The 13440-nt window shown below is 28.1% G+C and carries 16 protein-coding genes, 1 other RNA gene and 1 pseudogene; 8 read left to right on the top strand and 10 right to left on the bottom strand.

What is annotated here, in order from left to right; translation table 4 throughout:
* Positions 1 to 133: 133 nt before the first annotated feature.
* From AC1RP9_RS00640 to AC1RP9_RS00630, 3 genes and pseudogenes are all read right to left on the bottom strand, one after another.
* A pseudogene (locus AC1RP9_RS00640) lies at positions 134 to 1338 on the bottom strand (IS3 family transposase).
* 60 nt (positions 1339 to 1398) lie between these two features.
* Entirely contained in the window at positions 1399 to 1653 is a 255-nt protein-coding gene (locus AC1RP9_RS00635) for a hypothetical protein (RefSeq protein ID WP_481822476.1), read from the bottom strand.
* Between the two features lie 155 nt (positions 1654 to 1808).
* Positions 1809 to 2234, bottom strand: coding sequence for a hypothetical protein (locus AC1RP9_RS00630; protein WP_481822475.1), 426 nt, complete (start codon positions 2232 to 2234; stop codon positions 1809 to 1811).
* Between the two features lie 222 nt (positions 2235 to 2456).
* Between AC1RP9_RS00630 and AC1RP9_RS00625 the strand changes: the two genes are divergently transcribed.
* Positions 2457 to 3659 carry an IS3 family transposase gene (locus AC1RP9_RS00625; RefSeq protein ID WP_481822474.1) on the top strand — a complete coding sequence of 401 codons (1203 nt, stop codon included), beginning with the start codon at positions 2457 to 2459 and terminating at the stop codon, positions 3657 to 3659.
* Between the two features lie 89 nt (positions 3660 to 3748).
* Positions 3749 to 4432 carry a winged helix-turn-helix domain-containing protein gene (locus tag AC1RP9_RS00620; protein WP_481822473.1) on the top strand — a complete coding sequence of 228 codons (684 nt, stop codon included), beginning with the start codon at positions 3749 to 3751 and terminating at the stop codon, positions 4430 to 4432.
* Positions 4433 to 4533: 101 nt separating this feature from the next.
* On the opposite strand, the gene AC1RP9_RS00615 is transcribed toward AC1RP9_RS00620, so the two are convergent.
* From AC1RP9_RS00615 to dnaJ, 3 genes are all read right to left on the bottom strand, one after another.
* Positions 4534 to 4722, bottom strand: a complete 189-nt coding sequence (locus AC1RP9_RS00615) for a hypothetical protein (protein ID WP_481822472.1) — start codon at positions 4720 to 4722, stop codon at positions 4534 to 4536.
* Positions 4723 to 5071: 349 nt separating this feature from the next.
* The gene (gene tpiA / locus AC1RP9_RS00610) at positions 5072 to 5803 is read right to left on the bottom strand and encodes a triose-phosphate isomerase (protein ID WP_481822471.1); all 732 of its coding nucleotides are present in this window, start codon (positions 5801 to 5803) and stop codon (positions 5072 to 5074) included.
* 59 nt (positions 5804 to 5862) lie between these two features.
* Positions 5863 to 6975 (bottom strand): molecular chaperone DnaJ, encoded by a 1113-nt coding sequence (dnaJ, locus tag AC1RP9_RS00605; RefSeq protein ID WP_481822470.1) that lies wholly within the window; start codon positions 6973 to 6975, stop codon positions 5863 to 5865.
* A gap of 79 nt (positions 6976 to 7054) precedes the next feature.
* On the opposite strand from dnaJ, the gene lplA (AC1RP9_RS00600) reads away from it, so the two are divergent.
* The 3 genes from lplA (AC1RP9_RS00600) to AC1RP9_RS00590 all read left to right on the top strand — a co-directional run bounded on the left by lplA (AC1RP9_RS00600) (position 7055) and on the right by AC1RP9_RS00590 (position 9922).
* Positions 7055 to 8035, top strand: a complete 981-nt coding sequence (lplA, locus tag AC1RP9_RS00600) for a lipoate--protein ligase (protein WP_481822469.1) — start codon at positions 7055 to 7057, stop codon at positions 8033 to 8035.
* 104 nt (positions 8036 to 8139) lie between these two features.
* A complete protein-coding gene (gene lplA / locus AC1RP9_RS00595) occupies positions 8140 to 9120 on the top strand; it encodes a lipoate--protein ligase (RefSeq protein ID WP_481822468.1) in 981 nt (326 codons plus the stop codon).
* A 1-nt stretch (position 9121) separates the two neighbouring features.
* Positions 9122 to 9922: an alpha/beta fold hydrolase gene (locus AC1RP9_RS00590; protein ID WP_481822467.1), complete on the top strand. Its 801-nt coding sequence runs from the start codon at positions 9122 to 9124 to the stop codon at positions 9920 to 9922.
* Positions 9923 to 9934: 12 nt separating this feature from the next.
* Here AC1RP9_RS00590 and tsaD read toward each other — a convergent pair whose 3' ends face one another.
* The 4 genes from tsaD to ffs form a co-directional block, all read right to left on the bottom strand.
* On the bottom strand, positions 9935 to 10864 hold the full coding sequence (tsaD, locus tag AC1RP9_RS00585; protein ID WP_481822466.1) for a tRNA (adenosine(37)-N6)-threonylcarbamoyltransferase complex transferase subunit TsaD: 930 nt from the start codon (positions 10862 to 10864) through the stop codon (positions 9935 to 9937).
* A gap of 1 nt (position 10865) precedes the next feature.
* The gene (tsaB, locus tag AC1RP9_RS00580; protein WP_481822465.1) at positions 10866 to 11426 is read right to left on the bottom strand and encodes a tRNA (adenosine(37)-N6)-threonylcarbamoyltransferase complex dimerization subunit type 1 TsaB; all 561 of its coding nucleotides are present in this window, start codon (positions 11424 to 11426) and stop codon (positions 10866 to 10868) included.
* A complete protein-coding gene (gene tsaE / locus AC1RP9_RS00575) occupies positions 11426 to 11830 on the bottom strand; it encodes a tRNA (adenosine(37)-N6)-threonylcarbamoyltransferase complex ATPase subunit type 1 TsaE (protein WP_481822464.1) in 405 nt (134 codons plus the stop codon). The genes tsaB and tsaE overlap by 1 nt, the downstream gene beginning before the upstream one ends.
* A 52-nt stretch (positions 11831 to 11882) precedes the next feature.
* An RNA gene (ffs, locus tag AC1RP9_RS00570) (signal recognition particle sRNA small type) lies at positions 11883 to 11979 on the bottom strand.
* Between the two features lie 105 nt (positions 11980 to 12084).
* On the opposite strand from ffs, the gene rpsP reads away from it, so the two are divergent.
* From rpsP to rplS, 3 genes are read left to right on the top strand one after another with little or no spacing between them, the layout of a single operon-like run.
* Positions 12085 to 12333 carry a 30S ribosomal protein S16 gene (gene rpsP, locus AC1RP9_RS00565; RefSeq protein ID WP_257043670.1) on the top strand — a complete coding sequence of 83 codons (249 nt, stop codon included), beginning with the start codon at positions 12085 to 12087 and terminating at the stop codon, positions 12331 to 12333.
* Positions 12334 to 12336: 3 nt separating this feature from the next.
* Complete coding sequence (trmD, locus tag AC1RP9_RS00560) at positions 12337 to 13020, top strand: tRNA (guanosine(37)-N1)-methyltransferase TrmD (protein ID WP_481822463.1); 684 nt, start codon at positions 12337 to 12339, stop codon at positions 13018 to 13020.
* Positions 13010 to 13360, top strand: coding sequence for a 50S ribosomal protein L19 (gene rplS / locus AC1RP9_RS00555; protein ID WP_257043668.1), 351 nt, complete (start codon positions 13010 to 13012; stop codon positions 13358 to 13360). Before trmD ends, rplS begins: the two co-directional genes overlap by 11 nt.
* The last annotated feature ends 80 nt before the right edge of the window (positions 13361 to 13440 follow it).

Raw genomic sequence — 13440 nt, 5'->3', positions numbered from 1 at the left:
AGTATAAAACACAATTTAGTTGTTAATCCGCTTTTTATTCAAGGGATTAACAACATTGAATTTTTAATTAAAAAAGGAAATAAGATTGTTTGATATTTCAATATTTAAACCTGGACAAGTTTTTTGGAATCTTTTAAATATTTATAGTTTCACCTCAAGCTTCTTGAGGTGTTTTTCATTTTAATATTGATTGATATCGTTCAGTGTTATATCAATTGATGTAATTTTCTATTTCATTTTTAAGTTCTTGATAATTTATTTTGCTGTAATTTAATTTATTCAAACATTCGCTTTTAATGTTTGAAAAGAAATATTCTACCTCTCGGTTGTCTAATGAATTTCCGACTCTACCCATTGATATTATTCCGTTATTTTCTTTAATTGTATCAACAAAGAGTTTAGAAGAATATTGAACCCCATGGTCAGAATGGATGATTCATTTATCATTAAATTTAATGTTTTTAATATGAGACAATACTAAGTTAACATCGTTTGTTTTACCAATTTGTCAATTGATAATTTTTTTAGTTCGATGATGAATAGCTACAGATAAATAAACGTGATTTTCATTCACGTCATTTGGTGCTTTAATATATGTCACATCAGTACTATTATATTTGCACTTTTTCCGTTATAATCTCTTTTTACTAAATCTGGATATTGTACATTTGTATTTTTGATTTCTAGTTTTCTTCTTGCTTTTCTAATTTGACAAATAAGAGTTAATTTTTTCATGATTCGCCCGATTTTTCTGGGTTCTATGTAAATATTGTATCTTCTTTTAATATAAACAGATAATCTTTCTCTTCCATAATTTTCTTTGTTTTCAAAGAAAGATTTAGTAATAATTTCTTCTATTTGCAATTGTTTTGTGTTGTGCTTGATTGGTTTTTGCTTATTCTTAATTTGATAATAATAAGTTGACGAACTAATTCTAAATTGGTTAAATGCAAGCTTTTTGCAAATTCCCTTCTTTTCTATTTTACTAATGTCAACATTTATATTGTTTTCCTCGAATGTTTCTTCGTAAATTTCAAGAATTTTAATTATCTGATCCATAGGAACTTTGGTTCAATCGATTTTTTGTTTTTTCTTTGGTCTCCCACTACCTTTACCTTTTTTGGGTGACTTACCAGTTTTACTATAAATCACATCATTGTTTTTTAAAAAATCATTGTATTTACGATTGAAATATCTTCTTATCTGATCATCTTGAAAGTTCTTATTAAATTCCTTTATAGAGATAAACTTAAATTCACTTTTTGATATTTCGTTATTTTGATACTTTTCATAATATTCAAACCACTTTAATCATTGTTCAGGTTTCAATTGACTCATAATATACCTCGTTTTAATTATAAATTAAAAAGACACGCTCTCCAATTTACGTGTCCAGGTTTATTCATTTAGTTTTTCTGCTATTTTTTTATCAGAATCTTTTTTATCTAGTAGTGAATTACTTAATTTGTTAAAAATATTTCTATTTTTGGTTTCTATTTCATTTGAAGCTTCTAAAATAAATTTTTTATCTAGTGTTTTGATTTCTTTTTGTATTTGTGAAAGATTTTTTGTTTCAATATTATGAGAAACAACCGAAGATAATTGAACAACATTAGAAATAGGCTCACCGATTTGGAATAATATTTTTTTCATACATATACCTCTTTCATTTTTTAGATTATTTAAATAATGCACTTTAATTATATTAACAATAGAAGTAAGCAAGTAAATTACTAAAATATTTTATAAATTTTAAAATAAAATAATTATCATTTTGTATCTTTGTTATGATAATCCTGAATAGCTTTTTATTTGTTTGTTTCAGTAAAAGTATAATATTTTTCAAGTTCTAAAAAATATTGAATTTCTTTTTTAAAAGTAGGAATATAAAAATATTCTTCATCATAATTAGAGTAAACCAGTATTAAATAATGAAGTTCTCTTGCTTTTTGCTTATCACCGTCGAATTGATTTAATAATATATCTCTATTAAGAAGAAAAAAATGCTTTCGACTTTTAAGTAATTTGTTTTTAGTTTGAGAAAAATATTGATATTTCAATTCAAGGTTAAAACACAGTCCAAAAGACCTATGATTAGATATCTGAATTGAATTTCAAATGTTATTCACATCAGTCTTAATCATTTCTTTTGAATCTCATTTTATATCAAACAAATTAGTATCTGACCTTATAACTAGTTCTTTTGCTAATTGTTTAATTTGTTTTATTTTCACATTTCTTGTGATAATAAAAAAGATTCAACCAAAAAATCAAATCATTCAAATAGCTAAAAAAGATCATTGAATCTGGTGGATATATTTAGGAATTCAATTGTATATTAAACTTAGAGTTAAAAATATAAAAATAAATAAAAATCAAATTAATAATGGAATAAACTAGGACAGGAAAATTGGACACATCCTGTCCTTTTATTTATAATTATTTAGAGGAATCATATGAAACAATTTACTCCGGAACAATGATTAAAATATTTTGAATATTACAAAAAATATAGAACTTTTGAAATCACAAAAAAACAACTTGTCGAAATTGCGACCCAAGAGTTTGGGAAAAATTTTAATGACCTTGAAGTTTTTAGAACTGCATCAAAAAAGTATCAACTTTTATTAAAAAATCCTAACGTTATTTATAGCAAAACTGGCAAATCACCTAAAAAAGGTAAAGGTAGTGGGAGACCGAAAAGAAAACAATCAACAAATTTAAACGATGCTTCTCGTGAAGATTTGCTTGAGATTATAAGAATTTTGCAAGAAACAATTGATGAAAATAAAATAAAAATTAAAAGTGAAAAGATTAAAGAGAGTAGTTCTCCGAAAAAGTTACTTCTTAATGTTTTTAAAATCAAAAGATCAACCTATTATTATCAACTTAAAAGCAAACCTAAACCTAAAAGTGATGAAGAAATTGAAAAAGAAAGAATTGTCAAAAAAGCGTTTCATGAAAATGACATGATTTATGGAAGAAAAAGACTCCAAAAGTATATTGAAAAACAATATAACAAAAACATAAACTACAGAAAAATCGGGAGAATTATGAACGAATTGCAACTTTATTGCATTGTTAGAAAAGCAAAAAGAAAAAGAGAAATTAAAAACACAAATGTAAGATTTCCTGATTTAGTGAGAAGAGATTATAATGGAAATTTAGCTAATATTGTTGCTACTGATGTTTCATATATAAAGTCACCAAAAGATTTAAATCAAAATCATGTTTTCTTATCAGTGGCAATTCATCATAAAACTAAAAAAATACTAAGTTGAGAACTTAGTAGATTTAACGACGTTGATTTGGTGATCTCTCACATTGAAAAAATTAAATTTAAAAATGATTGAATCATTCATTCTGATCATGGTTTTCAATATTCTTCAAAAATTTATTCAGAAATAGTAAAAGAAAACAAAGGAATTATTTCAATGAGTCGAATCGGAAACTCACTTGATAATAAGGAAGTTGAATACTTCTTTTCGATTATAAAAACTGAGTTGTTAAATCATATAAATTACAATAAAATTGATTTTCTAGAATTAAAATCATTAATAGGAAAATATATCGACTGATATAACAACGAACGATTTCAATCGATATTAAAATGAAAAACTCCTCAAGAAATTTGAGAAGCTTATAATATTTTTTATTAAAGTCTAAAAAACTTGTCCTAGTTTACTTAGTTGCTTTTCTTCTATCCACATTTTTATTATTAATTAGTATTTTTTAATATAATTTAAAAATGAAAGATTCAAGAAATGATATTAGTAAAACACAAGAAATTATCGATTACTTGCTCGAGTTAATTAAGAGTAAAAAGATTCCGGTAAATAAAGTGATGCCTTCTGAACATTCACTGATGAATCGCTTTGATTGCTCGCGAGGAGTGGTAGTTAGTGCTTATAATAAACTTGCTGCCTTGGGAGCTGTATATTCAATCAATAAACGTGGTCATTTTGTGGCTGAAAACTTTCACAATTTGATTAAACCACTTTCGTACATGCTCAAATGTGACCAACAAAAAGGAATTGAAGTAACTGACCAAATACAAGCTCCTAAGTGATTTGAAACCAAAAACGTTATTTTTGTTAATGGTTTCCGAGCTTTTGAAAAAGAGTATTTTAAAAATGGTGTTAAAATCGCTGAAGGAGTTACTTATGTGTCAAATAATTTATTTGACCTTATTCCTGGAATTAATTTAAATGAATCAATCACTGATACTTTAGTCGAAGTAAAAATGCTCAATAACATTATTTACTTTTTAGAGTATCAAGATGTTAATAAATTTGGATTTGAAAAGCTTGTAGTTATTAATTTTTACGGATATGACACTGAATCTATTTCGATAGCAGGAACTTTATACGTTCACCCAGACCATTTTCAATTTTTTCATCAAGAATTTGGTTCAATAAATAAAATTTCATAATACAATATAAATAGTCTACCTTGTTTTAAAGACAAAAAAGAGCAGGAACTTCCTGCTCTAATAATTTAATTCTTTAATAGCATTGATTATGCTATTTTTTATTACTTGTCCATTGATTTGCAGCAAGTACCTGTTGAGCAAGAAGATTCTTCTTTTTTAGGACAAGTACCTTTATCGCAAGTGCTTTCTTTAGAGCATTCTCCGTTTTTTGGACAAGATTCTTTTTTCATTGAACAAGCTTGTTTTTGTTCTTGTTCTTTTTCTTTATCTTTGCATCCGCAGTGTGACATTTTTGTCTCCTTGTTTTTGTATTTTTATTAATGGAAACAATAAGTAAAAAAGAATGTTTTTTAGATTATCAAATTCATTTATTTGTGTTGAATTTTCGGAAATTATACTTTTTAACTTTTTTTCCATTTCTTTTGTTTTTGATATAAAAAATAGTCTTTTTTGATGTTTTTAGTCAACATCACTCTTATTTTTACATCGTAATAATTATAGTATTAATTTATATTTTCAAAAAATTTTTGCTTAATTTTTTTCAATTAATTTAAGGTGTTTAAAAACTGAAAAGAATTTTAAATAAAGGTAATAAAAAAGTGATTTATTTAATAAACCACTTATCCTTTAAATGAGAAATTATTTACCTAGAGTTAATAATTTAACAAAGCCGCTTGCTTCAAGTGAAGCACCACCAACTAAAAACCCATCAATATCTTTTTGTGAGTGTAAATCTTGTATATTACTTGGTGATACACTTCCACCATATTGAATAATTAAATCTTTGCTAGTAATTGAACGTATAAATTGACACACTTCTTGAGCAACTTGAGGAGTCGCTACTTTTCCAGTACCAATTGCTCAAATTGGTTCATAAGCAACAATAATTTTTGAAAAATCTAAATCTTGTAAAGATTTTTCAATTTGTTCTTGAATAATTTCTTTAGTAATTCCTTGTTCGTATTGCTCTAAACTTTCACCAACACAAATCACTGGTGTTAATCCATTTTGTAATACAACTTTAGCTTTTTCATTAATTAATTCATTACTTTCATTATGATACATTCTTCTTTCTGAGTGTCCCAGAACTACATAAGAAACATTTAAATCTTTAAGCATACTAATTGAAACTTCCCCAGTGTATGCTCCAGCTAAATGTTGCGAAACATCTTGAGCTGCTAATTTTAATGTACTTTTTTGAGGATTAAAAGCGGCTAAATTTGTAAATGGTGCAGCAATTGCATAGTCTAAATTACTAATTATTTGATTTTGATTTTGTTCTAAAAGTGTTGATAATTCGCTTAAAAATGATTTAGTTTCACTAAAAGTTTTATTCATTTTTCAATTACCAATAATAACTGTTTTTTTCATTTTACTCCTTGTTCAAATGCTATTTACATTATATTAAAAAAAGAACGTAAAACGTTCTTTTAACTTGCTTTTTTCACCATTTTAACAAAATCATGATTTACTGTATCTTGAATATTTTCTAAAATCTTATTGATTTCTTTTCTTTGTCTTGAAGAATAATCAGGAATGACTATTTTTAAGTTTAATTTCATGCTTCCAGTTCTGCTTCCGTGTTTAAATCCAAGACCTGGAAGAGAAATGGTTTTGGGTTCAAGGTATGATTTTTTCAATTGAATTTTTTGCACTCCATTTGGAGTTGGTACTTCAACAACTTTTTCTTGTAAAATATCTGCAAATGAAACTGGAAAATCTAAAATTAAATCATCTCCTGATCTTAAAAAGTATTTATGTGGACTTACATGAATTTTTAAATATAAATCTCCGGTTGGACCACCGTTATCTCCTGGATGACCAAATCCAGTACATTTAAGCATCACTCCACTATTAACCCCTGCTGGAATGTTGATTTTGATTTCTTTTTGGGTTTTGATGTATTTTTGTCCTTTACAATGTGAACAAGGTTTGACAATTATTTTTCCTGTTCCTGAACAAGAGCGACATTCACTTGAAACTATTTGAGCACCGAAAATACTGTTGATTCGTTTTTGAACATGTCCTTTACCACCACAGGTAGTGCATGTTTTAATTCCTTCACTTGAATCAGCACCACTTCCATTACAGAATAAACAAAGTTCATATTTTGGAAATTTTTTAGTTTCAGAAAATCCATTATATGCATCTAAAAACGAAATCTCAAACAATAATGACTTATCTTCTCCCTTGCGTGGTGCATTTGAATTTCTTCGTGAAGACCCTGAAAATGAACCAAAAAGATCTTGGAAGAAATCACCAAATCCACCAAAAGATTCAAAATCAGAAAATCCTTGTCCTCCACCAAATCCTTGAGCATTAGCTCCTGCATGTCCAAATTGATCATAATTCTTTCTTTTTTGCTCATCTGAAAGAACTTCGTACGCTTCATTAATTTCTTGCATTTTCTTTTCTGAATCAGCTTCTTTTGATTTATCTGGATGATACTTCATTGCTAATTTACGATAAGCGCTTTTAATTTCCTGAGCACTCGCTCCTTTTGAAACTCCTAAAACTTCATAATAATCTCTTTTTTCTGCCATAATGTTTTAATTTTAGCACAATTTTATCTAAACTGCTAAATTTATTTATATCAATTGAATTTTTAATATAATATAAACCATGAAAATATACGTAAGTAAAAACTACTCTGCATATACAAATTTACCTCTTGAAGAATTAATTGTTAGCGACCCTAAAGAAACTGAAGATATCTTATTGTTATATCAAAACGAAAATGCTGTAATTATCGGAAGAAACCAAAACGCTCACCAAGAAATTAAACGTGATTACATTAATGAAAATAAAATCGAATTGGCTCGTCGGATGAGTGGTGGAGGAGCTGTTTATCACGACCGTGGAAACGTTAATTTTGCGTTTATTACTGATAAAGAAAACAATAGTGGTTATGAACTCTTCCTCACTCCAATTATTGGATATTTAAGATCGCTTGGTTTAGATGCTCAATTTCATGGAAGAAATGACTTATTGTGTAATGGGGCTAAAATTAGCGGAAATGCACAATTTATCAAAGGAAATAGAATTTCGTCACACGGAACTTTATTATTTGATGTTGATTTAACTAAGTTATCAAATGCATTAAATCCTTCTAAACTTAAAATGGAATCTAAAGGAATTCAATCAGCTCGTCAAAGAGTGACTAACATTGCTAAAGAATTAAATTATTCAATAAATGCTCAACAATTTATCGATGGATTAGTAAAATACTTCGTTGAACATTTTGGTGCTAAACTTGAAGAGATTCCTTTTGATAAATACCAAAAAGATCTTGATCAATTAGTAAAACTTCGTTCATCAGAAGATTGAATTTATGGAAAAAATCCAAAATTCCACGCTGAAGCTGCTAAAAAGTTTGATAATGGAATTTTAAGCGTTAAATTAAATGTTTCTGAAAATAAAGTTGATGACATTTTATTCGAAGGTGATTTTTTAAGCTTAAAAGAAATGACTGATGTTATTGATATGTTTAAAGGGATTGAATTTAAAAGAGAAAGATTTGCACAAGTTTTAGATAAAATTGACTTAAATATTTATTTTGGTGGAATTAAAAAAGAAGAAATTCTAGATTTGATTTTTGAATAATTATTAGAACAAAAACACAAAAGACACAATTTTTTCTTTTGTGTTTTTTATTTCTTTATAAATAGATACTTTTTAAACTGCTAATTTAATATAATTAAACTAGCATGAAGATTTACTTTAGTAAAAGCTATTCTGCATATGTTAATTTATCAATTGAAGAATTAATTGTTGCAGATTCAGAACAAACAGGAGATATTTTATATTTATACCAACAAGAAAATGCTGTAATCATTGGAAGAAACCAAAACGCTCACCAAGAAATTAAACGTGATTATATTGAGAAAAATAAAATTGAATTAGCTCGCCGAATGAGTGGTGGTGGGGCGGTTTATGAAGATCTTGGGAATATTAGTTTTAGTTTTATCAAAGATAATGATAAAACTAATAATTATGAAAACTTCCTTAATCCAATCATTGGTTACTTAAATTCACTTGGGCTAAATGCTCAATTTCATGGACGAAATGATTTATTGTGTAATGGAGCTAAAATTAGCGGAAATGCACAATTTATCAAAGGAAAAAGAATTGTTTCTCACGGAACACTCTTGTTTGACGTTGATTTAACTAAGTTATCAAATGCATTAAATCCTTCTAAACTTAAAATGGAATCTAAAGGAATTCAATCAGCTCGTCAAAGAGTGACTAACATTGCTCATGAGTTAAATTATCCATTAAGCGTGCACGAATTTATTGATGGATTAATTCAATATTTTATTGATAATTTTGGTGCAACGTTGGAGCAAATTCCCTTAGATAAATACGATAAAGATTTAAAAAAATTAATTGCTTTCCGTTCGTCAGAAGAGTGAATTTATGGTAAAAATCCACAATTTAAGGCAAAAAACACTAAAAAGTTTGAAAATGGAATTTTAACTGTTAAATTGAACGTTTCTGAAAATAAAATTGATGATATTATGTTCGAAGGTGATTTTTTGAGCTTAAAAGAAATAAGTGGTGTTATTAACTTATTTAAAGGAATTGAATTTAAGAAAGAAGAATTTGAAAAAATATTAGACCAAATTAATCTAAATGATTATTTTGGTGGAATTAAAAAGGAAGAAATTTTAGGATTAATTTTTGAGTAATATGAACAAAGTAACAATTAACAATTTTGAAATAGCTTATCACTATGAAAACGAAACTGATTTAAATAAACCGCTTGTTTTATTTTTCCATGGTTTTGGTGGTACATATAAAACATTTTTACCTTTATTAAGATTGCAACGTGATTTTAGATTTGCAGCATTAGATTTTCCGGGTTGTGGAGATAGCTCATCAGGAAAAGATATCACTTTAGAACAATATTTTGATTTAGTTAAAAATTTTTTAGATACTGTACTAAAAAACGAAACAGATATTTATTTGGTCTCTCACTCTCTTGGTTCAGCAAGTGCTTTATCTTTAAATAAAGAACCAAGAGTTAAAAAAACTTTACTTTTATCCCCATTTAATGAATTCTTAAGTATAAATGAGCAAATAGAAGATGTAGTTAAATGATTGCTTCCTGATGATGAAGCAGGATGCATTGATGCTTGCGAAAATTTATTTTATGAAAAAACCCCGAAAGTTTCAGCAGTTGCTAAATACTTGTGTCAAGGAACTCCTGAAGGGTATACTATTAAGAAAAATAAATTCCAATATATGGTTACTGAACAAATAATGAGTAAAGAATATCGATCAACTGTTGTAGCTAATTTATATGCAAATGCTACTAATGTGCAAGTATTTAGTGGGGATACAGATAGATTTACTCCTGCAGAACAAATGGAAATGATTAAAAATAAATATCAAATCCCAACTAAAATAATTGCAAAAACTGGACATGCAATTATCACTGAAAGACCGCAAGAGGTTGTGAAAGAGCTCAATCAATTAGTTAAAAAATAGGTTTATAAAAACCTATTTTTTTGTCAAATTTAAATAAGCAACTTGAGCAATCATTGCTCCATTATCAGTGGTATATTTCATTGATGGAATAATAGTATTTGGATGAAGTTTAACAAATTCTTCTCTTAAATGTGAATTAGCTGAAACTCCTCCTCCAAGCACTAATGAAGCAACTTTGTATTTGCTGAGTGCTCAATTAGTTTTTTGAATTAAATATTCAATGGCAATGCGTTGAAAACTAGCAGCAATTTGTTGAGTATTAATTTCTTTTTTATTCATTTTTAGCTTATTAAGATAATTAAGAACTTGGGTTTTAATTCCACTAAATGAAAAATCAAATTCATTTTTTGTTTTTGGAATGGTGAAATCAATGTATTCACCCTTATATTGTTGGAAAATCTTATCAATCAATGGACCACCAGGAAATCCAATTCCAAGCCGAGAAGACACTTTATCAAACACTTCTCCTACTGCATCGTCTAAAGTTTCACCAATAATTTCAATATTCGAATGCGAAGTTGCATAAATTAATTGGGTATGCCCACCTGAAACCAATAAACAAAGTGCTGGATAAGTAATTTGATTGGTTAATGCGGCCGATAAGAAATGCCCATGCAAATGGTTAATCGGAATTAGTGGAATATTAAAAGTTTTTGCTGTAGCAAAAGCAAACAAATACCCAATTTGTAAGGTTCCTATTAATCCTGGTTCTTTAGTATAAGCAACATAATCAAAATCACTTTGAGAATATTTCTCCATGATTAATTTTTGGATTAGTGAAATGTTTTTAACATGCTCACGGGAAGCTAATTCAGGAATAGTCCCACCAAATTTTTCAAAAATATCAATTTGAGAAATCGTTCACATATCAAGAACCTGACCATCTCTTAAAACAGCAATTGATGTATCATCATGTGAAGTTTCAATTCCTAAAATGGTCATTTTATACTTCTCCAATCTGGGGCATTTTTATATATAGCGGAGTAATATCCAATAATTTTTCTTGTGTAAAAATATCTTGATAGATTGCAAAATTATCAATTAGTAATTGATAATTAATTTGATCAACTTGTTGATCACTTTTTTCAACCTTAATGCTGTTTTGAATATGATTAATATTTCTGTTTTCTAGCATTTTTTGAGGTAATAAGTATTTTTTACCACCACTTGCATCTAAAACGAAAGTATCTTTTATAATTTGTTTATTTAAAATCAAAAATGAATTAGTAGTATAAATTTGAGCTCCGGTTCATAATGCAATGGTGCGAGCAAAAACTAAAGCAATACGTACTCCAGTAAAAAATCCAGGACCTTTATTAATATAAAATTTCTCAATATTTTGATACTTTAAATTATGCTTGTTTAGCAAACTATCAAATTGCTCTGTAAGTAATTCTACTTTCTTTTTAACTCCAATAACGTGAATATAATTGTGAACTTGAAAAGAATCATCAAATAAAATAATCACTAAATCACTTGCGACTGTATCAAGAAAAACATTCATTATTTCACCACCCAAGCTTGATAATCTCTTTTGTTATTATTAACTTTAATGTCAATTAAAACATATTTCTGATATGCTAACTTCTTTAAATTTGATCATTCAATTGCAACAATATTATCTTCAAAATAATCCTCAAATTCATCCAGATCGCCCTTATAATTGTACAAATCAATATGGACTAATCCAGGATATGTTTTCATGTATGAAAAACTCGGACTAGTGATATTATCTTTAATTTGGAGTTTTTGAGCTATATACTTAACAATAGTGGTTTTACCTGCACCTAAATCACCTTGTAATAAAACCATTTTGCATTCTTGGATATGTGGAAAAATTAAATCTATAAATAAATCAACACTTTCTTGTTGTTCCGTTTTATAGTATAAACTTTGCTCTTGACTCATATATTCCTTTAAGTATTATTGTACCAATTTCTACTTTAAGAGTGTTTTTTATGCAAATAAAAAAACCGTTAAACACAACACTTCCTCATTTGGCTGCTCCATTTCTGTCCTGACCAGGTTAGTGGGTTATTGTTTTAACGGCTTATTTATTATATCAAAATCAAAATATTTTCACTTTTATATTTTTAGTTTATAATTAACTTACTTAGTTATAAGTGTCAAGCACTTTTGCTTGACAGTAAAGGAGGTAATCTATGGTAAAAATTAGACTTAGACGCATGGGAAGCAAATTTAGACCTGTCTACAAAATTGTTGCTGCTGATGCACGTGCTCCACGTGATGGGAGATTTATCGAAGCTTTAGGTCACTACAATCCTTCTACCAAAGAACTTGTATTAAATAAAGAAGCAACTGCAGCATGACTTGCTAAAGGTGCCAAAACTACTGAAACTGTTTCAAATCTTTTTAGAGCTAACAAGCTAACAGCTGAACTTAAAAAATAAGCAATGAAAATTAATTTTTTAACTCTATTCCCAAAGTATTTTGACCCTTTTATTTCTGAAAGTATCATTAATAAAGCAATTGCTAAAAATTTAATTGAGATTAATGTTATTGATTTTAGAGCGTTTAGCAAAAACAAACACCATAAGGTTGATGATGAAATTTATGGCGGTGGTCATGGGTTGCTCTTGCAAATTGAACCAATTGACCTGGCTCTTGAATCGCTACAAAATCAGGGCGGATATAAAATTTTAGTTTCGCCTCAAGGTAAAGTTTTTAATCAACAAATTGCTCAAGAACTTTCACGTCATGAACAAATTACATTTATTTGCGGAAGATATGAAGGGTTTGACGAAAGAGTTGTAGAACTAGTTGATATTGAACTATCAATTGGAGATTATGTCCTCACTGGCGGAGAGCTCCCAGCCATGGTTATGGCCGATTCAATCACTCGACTAGTTGATGGCGTGATTAATGAACAGTCGCACCAAAACGATTCATTTCAAGGAATAGGTTTATTGGATTATCCACAATATACTCGCCCAAGAGAGTATAAAGGAATGAAAGTTCCTCAAGTACTTTTTAACGGAAATCATAGCGAGATACAAAAATGAAAAGATCAGGCTCAATGAGAAAAAACGCTCAAAAATCGACCTGATATTATCGAAAGGATTAAACATGAGAAATAAATTAATAGAGCTTGTTGAAGAAAAACAATTACGTACAGATTTAGTTGACTTTCAAACTGGGGATAATGTTAAAGTTCACGTTCGGATTCGAGAAGGTGAAAAAGAACGTATTCAGATTTTTGAAGGTTTAGTTATCTCTAAAAAAGAATCAGGAACTCGTGAAACATTTACAGTTAGAAAAATTTCATACGGAGTTGGAGTGGAAAGAACATTTCCTCTTAACTCACCTTTAATTGCAAGTATTGAAGTAGTTCGTTCAAATAAAGTAAGAAGACACAGACTTTACTTTATGAGAAACCGCACTGGAAAAAGTGCTCGTCTTAAAGAAATTAAAAGATAAAAATCAGATAAACCAATCTCGTCCTTTCGGACGATTTTTTAATTTTTATCCACAAATTATAATAGTATTGGAGTCCCCAT

It is taken from the genome of Mycoplasma sp. 3686h, from assembly GCF_056781225.1.
The sequence above is the reverse complement of the archived record's forward strand: the minus strand, read 5'-3'. Positions and strand labels throughout refer to the sequence as shown.